This is a genomic window from Streptomyces sp. CA-288835 (assembly GCF_050936385.1).
In the GTDB taxonomy this organism is placed as follows: domain Bacteria; phylum Actinomycetota; class Actinomycetes; order Streptomycetales; family Streptomycetaceae; genus Streptomyces.
In genome coordinates this window covers 610,574-629,913 of the sequence record NZ_JBNJMW010000001.1, presented here as the reverse complement: position 1 = coordinate 629,913, position 19,340 = coordinate 610,574, and the positions used below count along the sequence as shown (strand labels likewise).

The 19,340-nt window shown below is 68.8% G+C and carries 12 protein-coding genes and 1 pseudogene; 5 read left to right on the top strand and 8 right to left on the bottom strand.

The features are described from left to right. The first annotated feature begins 2 nt into the window (after positions 1-2). Entirely contained in the window at positions 3-788 is a 786-nt protein-coding gene (gene trpC / locus ACQEVY_RS02940; protein ID WP_432944468.1) for an indole-3-glycerol phosphate synthase TrpC, read from the top strand. Positions 789-877: 89 nt separating this feature from the next. Here trpC and ACQEVY_RS02935 read toward each other — a convergent pair whose 3' ends face one another. From ACQEVY_RS02935 to ACQEVY_RS02920, 4 genes and pseudogenes are all read right to left on the bottom strand, one after another. Next, a complete protein-coding gene (locus tag ACQEVY_RS02935) occupies positions 878-3,340 on the bottom strand; it encodes a SpoIIE family protein phosphatase (protein ID WP_432944466.1) in 2,463 nt (820 codons plus the stop codon). Between the two features lie 214 nt (positions 3,341-3,554). Next, on the bottom strand, positions 3,555-4,520 hold the full coding sequence (locus ACQEVY_RS02930; protein WP_432944464.1) for a glycoside hydrolase family 6 protein: 966 nt from the start codon (positions 4,518-4,520) through the stop codon (positions 3,555-3,557). 166 nt (positions 4,521-4,686) lie between these two features. After that, positions 4,687-5,757, bottom strand: a pseudogene (locus tag ACQEVY_RS02925) (endo-1,4-beta-xylanase); the annotation flags it as partial. 53 nt (positions 5,758-5,810) lie between these two features. Continuing rightward, positions 5,811-7,451 (bottom strand): family 43 glycosylhydrolase, encoded by a 1,641-nt coding sequence (locus ACQEVY_RS02920; protein WP_432944462.1) that lies wholly within the window; start codon positions 7,449-7,451, stop codon positions 5,811-5,813. Positions 7,452-7,914: 463 nt separating this feature from the next. Between ACQEVY_RS02920 and ACQEVY_RS02915 the strand changes: the two genes are divergently transcribed. After that, positions 7,915-9,561, top strand: coding sequence for a glycoside hydrolase family 27 protein (locus ACQEVY_RS02915; protein ID WP_432944460.1), 1,647 nt, complete (start codon positions 7,915-7,917; stop codon positions 9,559-9,561). A 1-nt stretch (position 9,562) separates the two neighbouring features. Here the strand turns inward: ACQEVY_RS02915 and ACQEVY_RS02910 are convergent, their stop codons facing one another. Both ACQEVY_RS02910 and ACQEVY_RS02905 read right to left on the bottom strand, forming a co-directional pair. Then, a complete protein-coding gene (locus ACQEVY_RS02910; protein ID WP_432944458.1) occupies positions 9,563-9,694 on the bottom strand; it encodes a hypothetical protein in 132 nt (43 codons plus the stop codon). A 152-nt stretch (positions 9,695-9,846) separates the two neighbouring features. Next, entirely contained in the window at positions 9,847-10,299 is a 453-nt protein-coding gene (locus ACQEVY_RS02905) for a glycoside hydrolase family 5 protein (RefSeq protein ID WP_432955038.1), read from the bottom strand. Positions 10,300-10,640: 341 nt separating this feature from the next. Here ACQEVY_RS02905 and ACQEVY_RS02900 point away from each other — a divergent pair, with 341 nt between their 5' ends. Further along, positions 10,641-10,898 (top strand): hypothetical protein, encoded by a 258-nt coding sequence (locus ACQEVY_RS02900; protein WP_432944456.1) that lies wholly within the window; start codon positions 10,641-10,643, stop codon positions 10,896-10,898. A 90-nt stretch (positions 10,899-10,988) separates the two neighbouring features. Here the strand turns inward: ACQEVY_RS02900 and ACQEVY_RS02895 are convergent, their stop codons facing one another. Continuing rightward, positions 10,989-12,470 carry a non-reducing end alpha-L-arabinofuranosidase family hydrolase gene (locus ACQEVY_RS02895; protein WP_432944454.1) on the bottom strand — a complete coding sequence of 494 codons (1,482 nt, stop codon included), beginning with the start codon at positions 12,468-12,470 and terminating at the stop codon, positions 10,989-10,991. Positions 12,471-13,244: 774 nt separating this feature from the next. On the opposite strand from ACQEVY_RS02895, the gene ACQEVY_RS02890 reads away from it, so the two are divergent. Both ACQEVY_RS02890 and ACQEVY_RS02885 read left to right on the top strand, forming a co-directional pair. After that, positions 13,245-14,678, top strand: coding sequence for an endo-1,4-beta-xylanase (locus ACQEVY_RS02890; protein WP_432944452.1), 1,434 nt, complete (start codon positions 13,245-13,247; stop codon positions 14,676-14,678). Positions 14,679-14,778: 100 nt separating this feature from the next. Further along, a complete protein-coding gene (locus ACQEVY_RS02885) occupies positions 14,779-16,086 on the top strand; it encodes an RICIN domain-containing protein (RefSeq protein ID WP_432955036.1) in 1,308 nt (435 codons plus the stop codon). Between the two features lie 121 nt (positions 16,087-16,207). Here the strand turns inward: ACQEVY_RS02885 and ACQEVY_RS02880 are convergent, their stop codons facing one another. Beyond that, positions 16,208-19,321: an alpha-N-acetylglucosaminidase TIM-barrel domain-containing protein gene (locus tag ACQEVY_RS02880; protein ID WP_432944450.1), complete on the bottom strand. Its 3,114-nt coding sequence runs from the start codon at positions 19,319-19,321 to the stop codon at positions 16,208-16,210. Positions 19,322-19,340 lie beyond the last annotated feature (19 nt).

Sequence of the window (19,340 nt, the reverse complement as noted above, 5' to 3'; positions counted from 1 at the left end):
TAATGACCGTTCTCGATGGGATCCTCGCGGGAGTTCGCGAAGACCTGGAACAACGTAAGCGTGCGACGCCGTTGGCGGAGCTGCGCTCCCGGGTGGCAGACGCGGCACCGGCGCTTGATCCCCTGCCTGCTTTCCGCGCGCCCGGGGTGTCCATCATCGCCGAGGTGAAGCGAAAGAGCCCCAGCAAGGGCGCGCTGGCGGACATCCCCGACCCTGCGTCCCTCGCCGCGCAGTACGCGGCCGGCGGTGCCGCCGCGATCAGCGTGCTCACCGAGAGCAGGCGCTTCGGGGGCTCCCTCGCCGATCTGGACGCCGTACGTGCCCGGGTCGACGTGCCCGTCCTGCGCAAGGATTTCATCGTCGACCCCTACCAGCTGTGGGAAGCTCGCGCACACGGCGCCGATCTCGCACTTCTCATGGTCGTGTCGCTGGACGACGGCCAACTCGCGGATCTGATGGGGCTGTGCAAGGAGTTGGGTCTCACGCCGCTTGTTGAGGCGCACACGGCCGACGAAGTGCGGCGCGCTGTCGCTGCAGGAGCCGAGCTGCTCGGAATCAACGCGCGGGACCTGACCACGCTGGACGTGGATCGCACCGTGTTCGCCGACCTCGTGACGGGCATCCCCGAAGGCACGGTCAGGGTCGCGGAATCAGGAGTGACGGGCCCGAAGGACGTCGCGGAGTACCGCGGTTGGGGCGCCGACGTGGTACTGGTCGGCGAGGCACTGGTCCGCTCGGGAGACCCGCGCAGCGCCGTGCGCGAGTTCATCGGGGCTGCCGGGGCGTGATGACGCATGGCTCGGCCAGCGGCACGCCTGGGAAGTGGCCGAGCCTCTCAGCAACTGGGCGCGGCCGAAGGGCCGTTCATGCTCGGATCTCAGCGTTGCTCGGGCTCGGTGAGAGTCTGTGCGCACCAGATCGTCTTGCCTTCGGTGGTGTGCCGGGTACCCCACCCCTGGGTGAGCTGGGCGACGAGCAGCAGGCCCCGGCCGCCCTCGTCGAAGGCGCGCGCCCGGCGTAGGTGCGGTGCGGTGCTGCTGGCGTCGGCGACCTCGCAGATCAGAGAACTGTCGCGAATCAGCCGCAGTTTGATCGGAGGCTCGCCGTATCTGATGGCGTTGGTGACCAGCTCGCTGACGACCAGTTCGGTGACGAACGACGCCTCCTCAAGTCCCCAGGCCTCCAGCTGGTCGAGGGTGAACTTCCTGGCGAGCGGCACCTGTGAGGGGTCGGGTACGACGTCCCAGTCGGCGACATGCTGGGGATCGAGCGCGTGAGTGCGAGCGAGCAGCAGGGCGGCGTCGTCGGTGCGGCGTTCGGGAAGCAGGGCGTCCATCACCGTGTCGCAGAGGCCGTCCAGTGAGGTGGCCGAATGGTTCAGGACTCGCAGCAGTTCGGCGATCCTCTGGTCGACATCGCGCTCGCGGCTCTCCACCAGCCCGTCGGTGTAGAGGGCGAGCAGGCTGCCCTCGGGCAACTCGAGCTCCGTAGCCTCGAAAGGCAGTCCACCGATGCCGAGCGGTGGTCCCGGCTGTGCGTCCACTGGGGTCCTGGTGCCGTCCGGGGAGATGATCAGCGGCAGCGGATGACCTGCGCTCGCCAGTGTGAAGCGGCGGGAGACCGGGTCGTAGACGGTGTACAGGCAGGTGGCCCCGAACTCGCCGGTCGGCTGGAAGCGGCCGGCGGGCTGGAGGTCGCTGGCGAGGTGGATGACCAGGTCGTCCAGGTGGGTCAGCAACTCGTCCGGCGGCAGGTCCACGTCGGCGAGCGTACGGACCGCCGTGCGCAGCCGGCCCATGCTCGCCGCGGCGTGCAGGCCATGGCCTACGACATCGCCGACGACCAGGGCGACCCGGGCACCGGAGAGCGGAATGACGTCGAACCAGTCACCACCCACTTCCGCGCCGGTCCCGGCGGGCAGGTAGCGGGATGCCACCTCGACCGCCTCCTGGCTCGGCAACTGCTGCAGCAGCAGACTGCGTTGCAGGGTCAGCGCGGTCGTGCGCTCGCGCGAGTACCGGCGGGCGTTGTCGATGGCGACGGCCGCCTTGGCGGTCAGCTCTTCGGCGAGGATCAGGTCGTCGGCGGTGAAGGCCTCGGGCCGGTCGCTGCGGGAGAACGCGACGACGCCGAGCAGCGCGCCGCGGGCCCGGAGCGGCACGGTGATCCGGCCGGTCAGCCCCTCCGCGGCGAGGGACTCGTCGATCAACGGGTTGCCCGGCGGCCAGTGGGCCGGGTCGGCGGCGAGCCCGGGCCCGAAGGCCCATTCGCCGCCCTCGCCGGGCTCAGCGGCGAGCTCAACCATGGAGCTGCCGGTGGCCAGGCAGCGGGCTGCGACGGAACCGGGGGAGTGGCTGACCGGCATCGTGGGCCCGGGAGCCCGGTCGGTGTCCTCCTTGTCCTCTTTCGCGCTGTGCTCGGCGGCACGCCTGAGCGCGATGGTCTCGCCGGGGGTGAACGCGGATGCGGAGGGCGGTTCCTCTCCGCGCAGCACCTCGTCGAAGAGATCCACGCTGACGAGGTCGACGAATCCCGGCACAGGGGTCCTGGCCAGTTCCTGGGCGGTGCCGATCACGTCGAGTGTCCGGCCGATGCCACGGGTGGCCTCGTTGAGCAGGAGCAGGCGCTGCCGAGCCCAGTACTCGGCGCTCATGTCGAATCCCCAGTTGGCGACCGCGCGGACCCTGCCCTCGGCATCTCGGACGGGCCAGAAGCTGGTGGCCCAGGCGTTGGCGTAGTTACTGCCGAGCGGGCGGAAGACGGTCATGAGACGCGCGGGCTTGCCCGTCCTCGCCACTTCGGCGAGCTGGTCGGTGTAGGGCTTGTCGTCCCTTTCAGGAAACATCTCGCGGTCGAATTCGGGAAACAGCTCGCGGTACTTCCTACCGAGCACTTGCTCCTCGGAGTGCGCGATCACCCGTCCCGAGGAGGCGTTGATCCACAGAAACCGCAGATCAGGGTCGTAGACGCCCAGAGCGAAGGGGCACTGCTCGAAGGCCCGGTCGGCGATCACCGGGCGGCGTCCCCAGCGCTGGACGGTCACCGCATGGCCCAGCGCCCGCCCGTCGGGGCCGAACAGCGGGTGAGCCGTCACCACGGCATCCACCGTGGAACCGTCCCGGTGGCGCAGCAGGATGAACCCCGTGGGGTCGGGTCCGGCGCCGTAGCCCTCGGGGAAGCCGGGTGGCGGGGGATCGACCAGCAGGTCGGTCACGGGGCGGCCGACGGTGTCCTCCGCCGTCCAGCCGAGCAGCAGCCGCCCTCCCTCGCTCCAGCCGCTCACCATGCCGTCCGGGCCCACCACGACAACGGCAGTGGGCGCGTCTTGTCTGCCGGCCATCTCCACGCGCCACGCCTCCGTCCGGACAGCCGTGCCCGTCAGGGCTGGTTTCCAGCCGCACCTTCCAGACTAGGTCCGCTTCCGCTCCACGGCGCCCCGGCCGGTGCGTCTGACCGCCGGGTGCGGGGCCAGTGCCTCTCCTCGCTCTACGAAGCGCTGGGGGAAGGCTCTGGCCCCTGACCTGGTACCGGAACTACGCCGGAGTGGTCCTGGATCAGTAGCCGTAGATCATCTTGTAGGCGACCTCGGGGAGGAACTGTCCGGCCGAGGAGCCGGTTCCGGTGCCGCAGTTGCCGTCGGACTCACCCGGGACCTTGATCCACAGGAGCATCTCAGCGCCTCCGCCCAGCTGGGTGGGGGTGCCGATACGGCGGCCTGCGGGGTTGCACCACTGGCCGTTGGAGCCGTTGCCGTTGCGGCTGGTGTCCACGACGAACGGCTTGGTGTAGCCGTACCGGGCCCTCAGTTCACTGTTGACGGCGTTGCCATACGCGGTGTTCTCGGCGGTGGTCAGGTAGTTGGAGACGTTGAGCGAGAAGCCGTGGGCCTGTGGGAGGCCGGCTTCGTGGAGGCGCCGGGCCATGGTCGCCGCGCTCGCCCAGGCCGGGTTGCCGGCGTCGAGATAGACCCAGGTGTTGGGAGTCTGGCGGTTGAACTCGGCGAGAGCGCCGGTGAGCATGGCCTCGCGTTCGTCGATCTGGGCCTGGTTCATGCAGCCGTAGTCCCCGAGGGAGTCCGGTTCGAGGACGACGAGGGCCGGGCGGCCCGCGATTCCGCCCGCGAACTGGGCGATCCAGTTCATGTACGCGGAGGGGGAGGAGGCTCCGCCCGAGGAGTGCCCGCCGCAGTAGTCGCGGTTGTAGATGTTGTAGGCGACAAGGATGGGCAGCTTGTCCTGGGCGTCCGCGGCGCCCGCGTACGCGCCGGTGGCGGTGCCGATGGTGCCGCTCCAGGAGCCGAACCAGCGGGCTGTCGGAGTGTTGGCGATGGAGGCGTTGATCGCGGGCGCCCGGCCGTCACCGGGGTTGGCGGCGACCCATCGCTTCGCGCTGGAGTCGGGGTCCACGTAGAACCCGTTGGTCATGGTCGTCGGGTCGGCCGCGTGCGCGGACGGTGCGGCGGCAAGCGCCAGCGGCAGCGAGGCGAGCGCTGCCACCAGGGAGAGCAGTCTGCGGCGCATGACGGTACCTCGGTTTTCTGACAGGGATGCGTCGGATGATCGGCGGTGAGCGTGGGGAGCGCTCCCATCGGAAGGGCCCCCCACGGCCCAGTCGGTCAGCAGGTCGAGTTGGTCTGGGTCAGGAGGCCGAGCCGCCACGGGAGGAGGTTGTTGTCGCCGCCCGCGTGTAACTGCCGGGCAGGGCGGCGGCGTCGGGGGCGCTGCGCCTGGTGGCGGGCGTGCCGCCCAGCGTCGTCAGGGTCGCGTTGTACGCCGGCTTCTTGTTGCCGTTGCGGTCGAACAGCAGAGGGTTCTCCGAGGCCCGCCAGGAGTCGCTGTCGCGGATGCCCCAGACCGTGATGCCGGTGCAGCGCGTGACGTTCATGCAGGCCCTGACCGTGTTCGCGTACGCGGTCGGTGGTGCCTGTGCGATGTCCAGTTCGGTGATCTGGACGTCCACGCCGAGGGCGGCGAAGTTCGACAGCGTGGTCTGGAAACTGGCGGGCGGGCCGCCGGTGCCGAAGTGGGCCTGAAGGCCGACGCAGTCGATGGGCACGCCGCGGGACTTGAAGTCGCGGACCATGCGGTAGACGCCCTGCGTCTTCGCGGCGTTCCAGTCCTCGATGTTGTAGTCGTTGTAGCAGAGCTTGGCCGCCGGATCGGCGGACCGCGCGGTGCGGAACGCCTCCTCGAGGAAGCCGTTGCCCAGCACGTCGCGGAAGACGGAGCCGCGCAGCTGACCGCTGCCGCCGTCCGCGAAGGCCTCGTTGACCACGTCCCAGGAGTGGATCTTGCCCTTGTAGCGGTTCATCACGGTGGTGATGTGGTTGTTCATCACGCCGCGCAGGGTGTTCGCGTCCCTGATGGAGCTGACCCAGCCGGGCAGTTGGGAGTGCCACACCAGGGTGTGGCCGCGCAGGCGCTGACCGCGGGCCTGCGCGCGGTTGGCGATCTGGTCGGCGGGGCCGAAGTTGAACGAGCCGCGGGACGGCTCGGTCGCGTCCCACTTCATCTCGTTCTCGGCCGTGACCGAGTTGAACTCGCGGTCCAGGATCGAGGTATACGTCCCGTCGCCGAGCCGTCCGGCGGCCACGGCGGTGCCGAAGTAGCGTCCGGACTGGGCGGCTTGGGCGCCTAGCGTGGAGGCCTTGACGTCGTCGGGTGCGCCGGTCGCGGTCTCGGGCGTCACCAGGGTGACCGCCGCCAGGAGGGCTAACACCGAGGCTCGGCGACGGCCGAGTCGTTTCAGCGGGTTCATGGTTCTCCTCGTACGGTTGGGTGGGGGGTTGGGTGTGCGATCCCTCCGATCGTTCAAGGCGTGGACAGCTCGAACCGCGTGACGCGGACCACGCCGCCGAGCGCCTGCGTGGCGTGGTTGAAGAGGGCGAATCGGTAGCCCATGAAGAACCGCCAGTCGTTGCCCATGGAGAAGGCGGGCCCGAGGCGGGTGAACGTGGTGCCGTCGGTGCTGTAGGAGAAGGTGCCTGGGCGTGCCGCGCCGGGTCGGATGTCCGCGCCCGCGCGCAGCCAGATCCGGCCGCCTGAGACGTGCGCGCTCGCGACCTCGGTGCCGGTGCCGGTGGTGTTCCAATTGCCGTCCATGGTCAGCCCGTTGACCATCACCAGCCGCGTCGTGCCGCCGTCGCGCTTGAGGCCGATCCAGGCGGACGAGTCACGCAGCAGCGCGAGCCCGGCCCGGTCGCCGTCCCGCATCGCGGAGTGGTCGAGCTGGACCGTGGCGGTGGAGGTGGGGCCCTGGATGCGGTGGGTGAGGGTGTTGCGGGCCCAGTACAGGTCGTTGGTGACGGTCGCGGTCCGCAGGGTCAGGCCGTTGTTCACCGACCACTTGGTGCTGTCCGGGTTGTGGTTCCACTCCCACCTCGGTTTGAGGGTCGTGCCGTCGAAGGTGTCGACGCCGGTCATGGGGGTGACCTGGCGGGGCGGAGGGGGCACGGCCGGGCTGGGATACGAGGTGCCCCATGCGCCGTTGACGAGTTGCACGACGGGCCAGCCGTCCGAGGTCCAGGTGATCGGCGCCAGGGCGGGCATCCGGCCACCGGGGTACGCGTCCACGAAGGCCAGGTAGTACCAGGCACCGCTCTGCGTCTGTACCAGCCCGCCCTGGTGGGGGACACCACCGCCGGGGATCGGCCCGCGCAGGTCGAGCAGGACCTGCCGCATTGTGTACGGGCCGAAGGGGCCGCTCGACGACTTCAGGATGTACTGCCCGTTCGCGGGGCGGGTCAGGAAGATGTAGTACTGCCCGTTGATCTTGTAGAAGCGGGCGCCCTCCAGGGTGCCCACGTTCGACGGTGTCGTGAACACCTGCTGCGTGCGGACCTGGTTGCGGCCGTCGGGCGAGAGCTGGGCCACGTTGATGGTGGTGTTCCCGTAAGCCACGTACAGGGTGTCGTCGCTGTCGACGAGCAGCCCCGCGTCGAAGTACGGGGTGCTGATCGTCGTAAGCCTGCTCCACGGCCCTTCGGCGGCGGTGGCCGTGTAGACGTACGACCTGGCGAAATCGATCTGGCCGAGCCAGTAGAACGTCCTGTTGCTCGGCCGGTAGGCCAGCGACGACGCCCAGATCCCTCTGACATAGCCGCGGGCACCGTTCAGGTCGTACTTGGCGCCGAAGTCGAGCACGGGCACCGAGTGGCCGGCGATCTCCCAGTTGACCAGGTCGTACGAGCGCAGGACGGGTGCGCCCGGTGAGTAGTGCATGGTCGAGGCCGAGGCGTAGAAGGTGTCACCGACGCGGATGACGTCGATGTCCGCGAAGTCCTGCCAGATCACCGGGTTCGTGAAATCCGCCGCGGTCGCCAGGGCCGGACCTTGGGCGGAGGCGGTGCTGAGGGCCGCTGTCGGAGGAAGCAGGGCACCGGCGACCAGGCCGGTGGCGGCCGCCAGTGCGCGGCGACGGGACTGAGCTTGATGAGTCCATGACATCTGCATGCGGCATTCCCCTTACGTGGCCCAGCCGTTGGTGGTTGGAGTTGTCCGGAGGTGCCCTGCTCGGTTCGCGTGGAGCGGTTGCTCTGTATACGAGATGTCGAACATAGACCGGCTTGTCGCGCATTCTGGATGCTAAGGAGCCGGAGAGCCCCGTCAATACCTCTCGCATGAATCGTTGAGATCATCGAAACATTCGCAGCGCTGACTTCGTGTCACCGCAGGTCAGTTGGCCCGATGATGCAGGTGTGCCACCTTCCGCAGTCTGGGTGGCCGAATCGTGGACGCGGTTCTGTGAAGGGTGTTGACATGTTCGATCGCGTCCTTAGTATCCGTGAGGCCCTTGAGTTTCCGAATGACTCACGAAATTTCGAGCGACCATCTTCTCTCCTGAGTAGTGTCATGGACGTGACATCGATCTTCGCGTCGCCCGCCCATGGCGCCCTTCCTTCCAAAGGAGCCCTTGGTGCTCAGACGATCGGGCGGACGACTGCTCCGCCTCCTCGCGACCACCGTGCTGACGGTCGCCGCGTCCGTGACGGCCTCCGCTGACTCCACCGCTTCGGCCGCGCCCGGCAGCCCGGCGCTCACTCCACCGTTGGGTTGGAACAGCTGGAACAGCTTCGGGTGCGGGATCACCGAGGCACAGGTTCGCCAGGCCGCCGACGCGATGGTGTCCTCGGGCATGCGGGACGCCGGCTACCGGTACGTGGTGGTCGACGATTGCTGGTTCGACCCGCAGCGCGACGCGGCGGGTAACCTGCGAGCCAACCCGACCAAGTTCCCCAGCGGGATGAAGGCGCTCGGGGACTACATCCACAGCAAGGGCCTGAAGTTCGGGATCTACCAGGTGCCGGGCGAGCGCACTTGCGCGCAGACCGTGGGGAACTACCCGGGGTCGACGGGCAGCAGGGGCCACGAGGTCCAGGACGCCAACACGTTCGCCTCGTGGGGCGTCGACTACCTCAAGTACGACTGGTGTTCCTCCGAGGGCACCCGCGACGAGCAGGTCGCGCGGTTCTCGCTCATGCGCGACGCCCTGCGCGCCACCGGGCGGCCGATCGTCTACAGCATCAACCCCAACAGCTTCCACGCGATCACGGGTGCCACGTACAACTGGGGCGAGGTCGCCGACCTGTGGCGGACGACCGAGGACCTGCTCGACATCTGGCAGAACGGCAACACCAACAGCTATCCGATGGGCGTCGGCAACGTCCTGGACGTCACCGCGCCCCTCGCCGCGCAGTCGGGCCCGGGCCACTGGAACGACCCCGACATGCTGGTCGTCGGCCGCCCCGGCCTGTCACTGACCGAGTCCCGTTCCCACTTCGCCCTCTGGGCGCTGATGAGCGCCCCGCTCATGGCCGGCAACGACATCCGCACCATGTCCGCCGACGTGAGCGCCATCCTCCGCAACCCGCGTCTGCTGGCGGTGAACCAGGACTCGCTGGGAGCGGGCGGGCGCAGGGTGCGCGACGACGGCAGCACCGAGGTGTTCGCCAAGCCCTTGTCGGACGGCTCGGTCGCGGTGGGCCTGTTCAACCGGGGAGGGGGCACGGCGGCGGTCACCACCACGGCCGCGCAAGTCGGCCTGTCCGGCGGCCAGTTCACCCTCACCGACCTGTGGACCGGCTCCACGTCCAGCACGTCCGGGCAGATCTCGGCGAGCGTCCCCGCGCACGGAGTCGCCGTGTTCCGGGTGACCGGCGGCAGCCCGCTCACCGCCACCACCTCGCGCCTGCGGGGCAACGGCTCCGGCCGCTGCGTGGACGTGGACAACGCCTCCACCGCCGCCGGGGCCACGGTTCTGCTGTGGGACTGCCACACGGCCGCCAACCAGCTGTGGACCACGTGGGCCGGCGGCGAGATCCGCGTCTTCGGCGACAAGTGCCTGGACGCCTACAACCAGGGCACCACCAACGGCACCCGGGTCATCACCTGGCCCTGCAACGGCCAGAACAACCAGAAGTGGACCGTCGGCTCCGACGGGTCGATCCGCAACGTCCGCGCCGGGCTGTGCCTCGACGTCAACGGGGCCGGCACCGCGGGCGGGACCCCGCTGGTCCTGTGGACCTGCAACGGCCAGACCAGCCAGAAGTGGACCCGCGCGTGAACTACGGGGTCCAGTTGGTCGGGCCCGCGTTGCCGCCGTCGGCGTACGAGGCCTGCATCGTCGCCGGCTCGTCATCCCGGAACTGTGTGGGGACGCGGAACGACGCGGTCGTACCGGTCGTGTCCGACTGCACCGGGGCGCACGCACGACCTTGTGGAAGGACGTGTTCAGCTCGTTGAGCAGTTGGGGCTTGCGGGTGTTGTCGGCGTTGTCGAACTGGGGCTCGTTGACGCTCTCGAAGACCAGCTGGACAGGCTCGTTCCGGAACGCGGTGGCGATCTGGGTTCAGGTCGCGTCGAAGCGGGCCTCGACCTGGTCGTGGTCGGTGGACATCTTGCTGGTCCACTGCCAGGAGTCGTGATGCACGTAGAGGCCGTCGGCGATCGCCCAGTCGACGACCTGCTTGACCCGGCTCATGTATGCCGGGTCGATGGTGTAGTTCGGCGCCGCTCCCTGGTGGTCGCTCCAGGCCACGGGGATACGGATGCTCTTGAAACCCTGGGCTCGGACCGAGTCCAGCAGGGTCTCGGTGGTGCGGGGCTGGCCCCAGTTGGTCTCGTTTGGGACGGCGTCCAGGCTGTTGCCCAGATTCCAGCCCGGCTGCATGGCGGCCACGGCTGCCATCGCGTTGTCGGGCACCGGGGCCGGCGCAGCTGCCGCCTGCGTCTCGGCGTCGCCGAACGTCCCGAAGACCGCGTCGTAGGCGAGAACACCCGCGGCGATCAGCGCCAGCTGCATACCCACGGCCGGCCGGATCCTGCGTCGGCGGTGCTGTGGGCCTTGCTGCCTTCTGATTGCCAACCCGTCTGGAAGACCGAGCCGGTGTCGCTCACAGAAATGGCACAGAAATGTGACCACTGCCGTGGTCGGTGAGGGTCCAGACGGTCATGGGCCGGTCCGTCGCCGTGTAGTGGTTGAAGGCGGCGTAGACCGGGAGGGCTGGCGCATGAGGTCAATGAGGCCGACCCTGAACAGGGCCGGGGCCGTCGCGCGTTGGGCGAAGTGGACACCTTCGAGCAGTCGAGTGTGGCGAAGGCCGTCTCGACGCGGCGCGGACCGACGTCAACACCGCGCGGTACATGGGTCGGTCCGAGCGCGTCATGTGCGTCGCCTCCAGGCGCGGCCGTCGCCGCGTGTACGAGCGCATCGCCGCCCACGACCCGAGCGGTGCGGCCGAGGCGATGTTCACTCACGTCACCGAAGCCTGGCTTGTCCGCTGCAGCGCACCAGGCGACCCGGTACGCCTGGACCGTCGACAAGCGCCACCGGCGGCGGCACCGCGTTACGGGCTGGTGAGGGTTGCCCGGCCGCGCGCTCCGTCGCCGTACGAGCGCTGATGTTGTCGCGTGACCCGGGCGGGCTCGGCCTTCCGCCGAGCCCGCCCCACCGGCTCCGCTCCGTCGCGGAGCCGGACTCGTGTCACGCCGTCAGCGCCGCAGGGTCAGCAGACCCGGACGGTAGGGCCATTGGCCGTAGTCGCCGCCGGAGTTGGGGTCGCGTCCCTGGTAGAGGAACTGCAGGTTGCAGGGGTCGACGGTGAAGGTCTGATCGGCGCTGGCGCGGATCAGTTCGCCATGGCTGATGTCATTGGTCCAGGTGGCGCCGCTGTTGGCCTTGCCGGCGAAGGGATTGCTCTCGGTCGCGGCCTGGGGTGTCCACGAGCCGTTCAGACTGGTGGCCGTGAACGAGCGGAAGTAGCGGCCCTGCGAGCCGATCGCCTCGACGATCATGAGGTACCGGTTCTGGCCCTGGAGCTTGTAGACCTGCGGGGCTTCGAACAGGTTGTTCCTCGTATCGCTCATGATCGTGGTGTAGTTCGAGCCGAAACTGCTCGGGAAGTTCCCGATCGGCATGCTGGCCCGGTAGATCTTGCCGTTGTCACCGGCGAAGAACAGGTACATGTTCGAGCCGTCAGCGATGAGCGTCTGGTCGATGGGTCCTGTTCCGGAGTCGGGGAGGCTTCCGGAGAAGAGCGGCTGCTCCGCTGACCAGCCATTCGGGTTGGTGGGATCGCTCGACGTCCGGTAGGCGAACTGGGTCCGGCCCCACTGGTAGGCGAGCACCCAGATGTTCTTCGGCGCGAAGTAGAAGAGCGTGGGCGCGACGGTGGAATTCGACATCGCGTTCTGGCTGGCCGAGGCCATCTCCGGCCAGTTGGTGAACAGGCCGAAGTTCATCGAGCCCCAGCCCGATCCCTGTCCCACGCCGTGCGTCGTCGCATAGACGAGATGCTTTCCGTTGTACGGGGCGACGGTGAAGTCCTTGAGCGAGGCCCACCCAGGCCTGGGCTGCGCCAGCGCGCCCGTCGATGACCAGCGGTACGTCGACGGAAGGTCACACTGGCCGGGGTTGCCGCTACCGACCTTGACGAGCTGCCACTGCTGGTTGGTGCCACCCCAGTCGTCGTACTGGACGATGTTGCCGCCGTCGGCGGTGGAGCCGCCCTGTACTTCGAGGGCCTTGTTGCTGTGGCGCGCGATGAGCCGCACGTAGCCATCCGAGCTGTCGGCCAGCCGGAACTGCTGGTTGGTGCCATTCAGGTCGGCCCACTGGACGATCGAGCCGCCGTTGGCAGTCGAGAAGTTGTGGACGTCCAGCACCTTGCCGGAGTGGCGGGACTTGATGCGGTAGTAACCGCCGCCGGAGTCGACGAACTGCCACTGCTGCTGGTTCTGGTCGTTCCTGGTCCACTGGGTGATGCGGGCGCCGTCGCTGGTCGCCCTGTTGTAGACGTCCAGAGCTTTGCCGCTGCTGCGGTTGACCAGCACGTACGAGGCGTTGGGGTCTACGGTCGCCCGCGCAGCCGCGCCGGAGGGCTGGGCACCGAGGAAGGTGGCCACGAGCAGCAGGGGCGCAAGCACGGCGAGCAAACGTCTTGGACGGACCGGGGACGGGTGGCGAAACCACATCAGAGGGCCTCCGTTCGGGGGCGGGGGGTGAGGTGACACCGAGGAAGCGCGGAGCGGACGTACCGGGGGACAGGGCATCTCGAATGTTTCGAAGAATTCCCCGATGCTGTGACGCCACAAGCTAGGAATGCAGGGCACTCTGGTCAAGGCCTGTCACTGATCTGTCCATAAACAGCGCCTCCCGTGTGGGATTGACGAGCTGTATCAGCCTTACTGAAAGTTTCGGACGATGAACCGAAACTTCTTCTGCGGGGAGTATTGACGATCCATCGTCAATACTTCAATCTCCCTGTCTGAGCAACGGGCCTTAGTTCGAGATATCGAACCAAGTCGCCCTAAGCAATCTGTGCTGCATGGCAGACCCACGCACAGCTGCATGACAGATCCGTGCACAGCTGCACGACAGATCCGCGCACCAAAGCACCTTCGGCACCCCGTTCGTTCCGGTGAGGTTCGCACCAGCGCATCGTGGCTCTTCGCGCGGTTGGAGAGGTACGCGACGCCGCGTGGCGGCCCCCGGCTGAGCCGCGATGGAGGTACCCCCATGCCTGTGTCGGAACACCGCCGCCGCCCGCCGTAGGACACCCGGCGGCCGGCCGGGTGCCGTCCGTACCGGTTGAGATCGGCCCGGTCCCATCACCGCGATGTCCGGTGATTCCGTGCTGCCCGGATTCCGGCCAGCCCCGTTCGTCTGCCGAGTGAGAGCGGACGACGCATCCCCCTGCGCTCCAGTCCTTCCGTTCCTTCCGTGACTTATACCTTGGAGGCACAGCCATGGGCTCGTATGCCCTACCCAGATCCGCTATCCGCCGGAAGATCCGCGTCCTGCTGTTGGCGCTGGTCGTCGGCGTCCTCGGTGCGGCCGCCACGCTGGCCGCGCCGCCACCGGCCGCACACGCCGCCGAGAGCACGCTCGGCGCCGCGGCGAAGCAGAGCGGCCGCTACTTCGGCACCGCCATCGCCTCGGGCAGGCTGGGCGACTCGACGTACACATCGATCGCCAACCGCGAGTTCAACTCGGTGACGGCCGAGAACGAGATGAAGATCGACGCCACCGAACCGCAGCGGGGCCAGTTCAACTTCACCGCCGGTGACCGCGTCTACAACTGGGCGGTGCAGAACGGCAAGCAGGTGCGCGGCCACACCCTGGCCTGGCACTCCCAGCAGCCCGGCTGGATGCAGAGCCTCAGCGGCAGCAACCTGCGCCAGGCGATGATCGGCCACATCAACGGCGTGATGGCCCACTACAAGGGCAAGATCGCCCAGTGGGACGTCGTGAACGAGGCCTTCGCCGACGGCAATTCGGGAGCCCGGCGCGACTCCAACCTGCAGCGCACAGGCAACGATTGGATCGAGGTCGCCTTCCGCACCGCGCGCGCCGCCGACCCGGCCGCCAAGCTCTGCTACAACGACTACAACGTCGAGAACTGGACCTGGGCCAAGACCCAGGCCATGTACAACATGGTCCGCGACTTCAAACAGCGCGGCGTCCCGATCGACTGCGTCGGCTTCCAGGCCCACTTCAACAACGACAGCCCGTACAACCCCAACTTCCGCACCACCCTGCAGAGCTTCGCCGCCCTCGGCGTGGATGTGGCCATCACCGAGCTCGACATCCAGGGCGCTTCGCCCAACACCTACGCCGCCGTGACCAACGACTGCCTGACCGTCTCGCGCTGCCTCGGCATCACCGTCTGGGGTGTGCGCGACAGCGACTCCTGGCGACCGCAGCACACGCCGCTGCTGTTCAACTCCGACGGCAGCAAGAAGCCCGCCTACAACGCCGTCCTCAACGCACTCAACGGCGGCTCCTCCACGCCCCCTGGGAATGCCGGACAGACCAAGGGCGTCGGTTCAGGCCGCTGCCTGGACGTGCCGAACTCCAGCACCGCCGACGGCACCCAGGTCCAGCTGTGGGACTGCAACAACGGCACCAATCAGCAGTGGACGCACACCGACGCAGGTGAGCTCAGGGTCTACGGCAACAAGTGCCTGGACGCCGCCGGCACCGGCAACGGCGCCAAAGTCCAGATCTACAGCTGCTGGGGCGGCGACAACCAGAAATGGCGCGTCAACTCCGACGGATCCATCGTCGGCGTCCAGTCCGGCCGCTGCCTCGACGCCGTCGGAAGCAGCACCGCCAACGGCACCCTGATCCAGCTCTACACCTGCTCGAACGGCAGCAACCAACGCTGGACCCGCGCCTGATGGGACCTGCCACAGACGAAAGGGCGAGTCGATGAAGACCTACGGTGCGGCTTCCCCCGCCCCTCCACACAGACATCGCTGGTGGTCCCGGGTCGCCGCCGTGGTGGCGGCAACTCTCGCGATCGGCATGCTCACCGCGGTGAATCCGGCGCCCGCCGAGGCGGCGACGGTGGACACCAACGCCTGGTACGTCCTGGTCAACCGCAACAGCGGCAAGGCGCTGGACGTCTCTGGCACGTCCACCGCCGACGGCGCCCGGGTCAGCCAGTGGACGCGCCACGACGGAGCCAACCAGCAGTGGCAGTTCGTGGACTCCGGCGGCGGCTTCTACCGCCTCAAGGCCCGGCATTCGGGCAAGGTTCTCGACGTGGCCGGCTCCTCGACCGCGGACGGTGCCGCGCTCCAGCAGTGGGCCGACCACAACGGGGCCAACCAGCAGTTCCGCCTGGCCGACTCCGACGCGGGCCACGTCCGGCTGATCAACCGCACCAGCAGCAAGGCGGTGGAGGTGCAGGGCGCCTCGACCGCCGACGGCGGCAACGTCGTTCAGTACTCCGACTGGGGCGGCGCCAACCAGCAATGGCAGATGGTCAAGCTGTCGTCCGGTGGCGGCGGCGAGGGCGCATGCGGCAGCGCTCCGACTCTGACGAGCGGTACGCACACGATCCAGAGCGGCGGCAAGAGCCGCAGCTTCATCCTCAGGGTTCCGCCCAACTACGACAACAACCACCGCTACCGGCTGATCTTCGCCTTCCACTGGCGGAGCGGAACCGCCGGCGACGTCGCCTCGGGCGGCACGAGCGGGGCCGCCTGGTCCTACTACGGCCAACAGGAACAGTCGAACAACAGCGCGATCCTCGTCGCCCCCCAGGGCCTCGGCAACGGCTGGGCCAATTCGGGCGGTGAGGACGTCACCTTCGTCGACGACATGATCCGGCGCATCGAGGGCGGCCTCTGTGTCAACCCGGCACAGCGCTTCGCCACGGGATTCAGCTGGGGCGGCGGCATGAGCTACGCACTCGCATGCAGCCGCGCGAACGCCTTCCGGGCCGTCGCGGTCATCGCCGGCGCCCAGATCAGCGGATGCAGCGGCGGCAGCCAGCCCATCGCCTACTTCGGAATCCACGGCATCAGCGACAACGTCCTCAACATCGGGCAAGGACGCTCCCTGCGCGACAAGTTCGTCGCCAACAATGGCTGCACCGCCCAAAACCCGCGCGAGCCCGCGCCGGGCAGCCGCACGCACATCACCACCACCTACTCGGGCTGCCGTGCCGGATACCCGGTCCAATGGGCCGCGTTCGACGGAGGCCACATACCCGGTCCGGTCGACGGCTCCCCCAACGAAAGCGGCGTCACCACCTGGACCAAGGCAGAGATCTGGAGGTTCTTCGCACAGTTCCAGTGACACACCCGCACCACGGAGTGGAGCCAGGATCATCCTGGCTCCACTCCGGCTACGTCCGGGCAACCGACTTCACGCTCTAGAAGAAGTCAGGCTCCGGATCTTGATCCGTGAGCGGGACCGATCACGTCACCGTGAATCCGTCGAACGTGGCAATGCCCCGGGCGCCGTTCCAGCCGTTGGCCGCGGTCATGAAGACCCCGACGTCCTGTGCGGCCGCCGCACCTCCCGGCGTGGCCGTGCCCACCGTCGTCCAGGTGGCGCCGTCCGCGCTGGCTTCCCCGATGTACGAGGCGCCGGACCTGGTCAGCCGCAGCCGCACCGGCGCGGTGAAGGAGCCCGACAGCGCGATCGAGTCAAAACGGCCGTCACCGTCGGCGTCCCAGCTCAACGCGCAGCCGTTGGACGGCGTGACCGCCAGGTTCACATAGCCCGCGCTCCCCTGAGAGCCCAGGTCGTTGCGGACGACGAGGCCCGCCCGCGCCCAGCCCCCGGTCGCGTCCTGGGACGTGACCATGACCTCGGCCACGGTTCCGTCGCCGTACGCGCCCGCCCGGTACACCGCCGCGAACTCGTTGGTGGCGCCCCACAGGTCGGCCCCGGCGCCCTCGACGGCGATCTCGTCGCCGGCCTGGCCGAACACGGCGTCGTTGTAGGAGACAGTGCGGTACGGGTCGCCGACCCCGGCCGCGGCCACCAGCCGTACCGGCGCGACCGCCTTCCCGCCGCCCGCGTACGCCGCCGCCGCGACGACCCGGCCGACCAATTCCGTCGGCTCACCCGCAAGAGAGACCTCGAAGCGAGCGGCGAACGTCTCGCCGAACGCCACCGACGCCGCGCGCACCGGATCGAGCGGCTTCACCGCCATGCCCTCGGGGACGGTGACGGAGAGGGTCACGCCGCGGGCCGCCGCGAACCCGTTCCTGTTGGTGAAGGTGACCGTCACCGTCGCGGGCGTGTCCTCGGCCACCGCTCCCCGGTCGGTCCCCGCGGTGAGGGCCGCCTGATGGGGAGTGGCGGCGAGCAGGTCGCGCACGCGGCGGGCCAGGGCGTACGGGGAGCCGTGGGGCTCGGTCGGGTGCGTCTCGTGCGCGTGAGCCCAGCGGTCCTCCAGGGCGAACCAGTCGATCGTCGCAGGGTCCTTTCCCGTGGCGAGGCCCTTGGCGAGCGCGTCGAAGTACGTCTTCCAGCGGGTCCGGTACAGGCCGCCGACCAGCCCCGCCCACTCCCGGTTCGCGTAGTCGTGCAGGCCCTCTTCGCTGCTGGCGCGTCCGCCCCAAGTGGTGAGGATGGAGCGGGCGTCGTACTCCAGGTGGTCCCTCTCAGTGCGGTCGGCGCCCCAGGACCGTGCGTCGGCGAGCCACCGCCCGAGCAGGTGCGGGCCGGAGGTCGCCAGCAGGTCCTCGAGGAGGTCCATCCAGTCCAGCCAGGTCCTGGTCAGCTTGCCGAACAGGACCCTTTCCCCGGCCTCGTACGCGGCCTTGATCTGCGGCAGCAGGACACGGCTGCGGTTGGACAGGACCTGCCGGGCCACGTCGACGATGTCGTACCGGTAGGCCGAGCTGTCCCTCAACTCCGCTCGTACGGCAAGGAGTTCGGTGAGCGCGGTGTCGAAGGCGGTGGTGTCGTAGCGGTCCTTCTCCGGGCCCCAGGCGGCGGCCTTGTTCGCCGTCAGGCTCGGACGGGCGCCGAACAGGCCGTCGGGTGCCTCGCTCCAGGAGTCCGCGCGGGACATGTTGTACGCGGTGTCGCGGATCGTCTGCCAGGCCGCGGCGGCATGCCGGTCGGGGCCGCCGTAGCGGGAGTGGGCGTAGGCGGTGAACCAGTCGTCCAGGTCGATGACGCCGGGTGTCCAGGCCAGGTCGGTGAGGAGGGCGAGGGCGGGTGCGTTGTTGTCGGCGGCCTCCGGCATCGCCGCGATACCGGCGAGTGAACTGCCCTCCTTGTCACGCCATTTGGGGTACTGCTCCACCCAGTCCGGGGCGTTGGCGCCCATCGGGGTGTGGCCGCCGAAGTTCCAGATGCTGCCGAAGGCGTACGGGGTGCCGTCCCAGTCACTCTCCCGGTCCGTGACGGTGGTGTAGCGGTCCGACAGGCCGTCCACGATCAGCATCCGGCTCTTGTCGACGCCGTCGAGAAGCGCCTTGGACGGGTTGGACTGCCAGCCCAGGATGGCCCAGATCGCGCCCGGGTGGGCTTTCTGGAGCGCCCCTTCGACGGCTGCCGCGGCCTCGTCCACCGGCACGTCACCGGGGTTGCCGCCCTCGTGCAGCAGGTCCATCTTGTACATCGTGCTGTCGCTGAACCGCTCCGACTGGGCCCGGTAGAAGGCGGCGGACACCTCGTTGAAGGCCGTCGTGCGCGGGTCGAGCCAGTCGGGCCGTTTGAAGGCTCCCCAGTCGCCTTGGGGGACCACGGCAGCGTCCCCGCCGTGCTTGGCGACGAAGTCGTCCGGCACGGTGCCGAAGTAACCGGGCAGTACTGGTGTCATGCCCAGTTCGCGCACCCGGTCGGTGATCTTCCGCGCGAGGTCGGCCCGGCGCTCGATGAGCCGCCTGGACACCGGGCCGCCGAACCCCGACATGTTCTGCAGCAGCCACCACGGCTGATGGGCCGGTGCCGGTATCCACGCCCGCATTTCGGCGTCCGAGTAACCGAACTGCCGGAAGGTGTCGTAGTAGACGGCGTCGCCGCCCGTGTAGACCAGCACCCTGTTGATGCCGTGCAGCGCGAGCACGTCCAGCTCGCGCTCCCAAGCGTCCCAGTTCCGGTAGGGGCCGGTGTAGCCGTCGTTGGTGTCGTTGAGGGCGAACCGGTGCGGCACGTTCGCCGATCCGGCGATCTCCCCGTCGGGGCCGGGCAGCAGCCTGGGGAGGTTCAGCTGTTCGCCGTTCCAGGAGATGTCGGCCTTTGCCACCCGCGCGAGATAGGTGTTGAGGCCGGTGAGCAGCACCGCCGAACTGGTGCCCTCCACGGTGATCGCCCCGGCCCGGCCGGTGACCTTGAACCGGTCGGCACTGCCGGCGTCCAGCGCGCGCAGCGTCACCTGCCGGTGGTGGTCGGGCAGCAGCCGTCGCAGCGCGACCGATGCGGGGGTCGTGTTGAAGGGCTTGCCGGCCTTGTCCGCGGCCACTGGTGCGGCGTGGGCACCTGGCTGAGGGGTCAGCAGCACCACTCCGCCGAACGCGGCCGCTCCGGTCAGCAGGCGTCTGCGGCTGAGGGGTTGATTGCCTGTCATGAACGTCCTCTCGAAACTT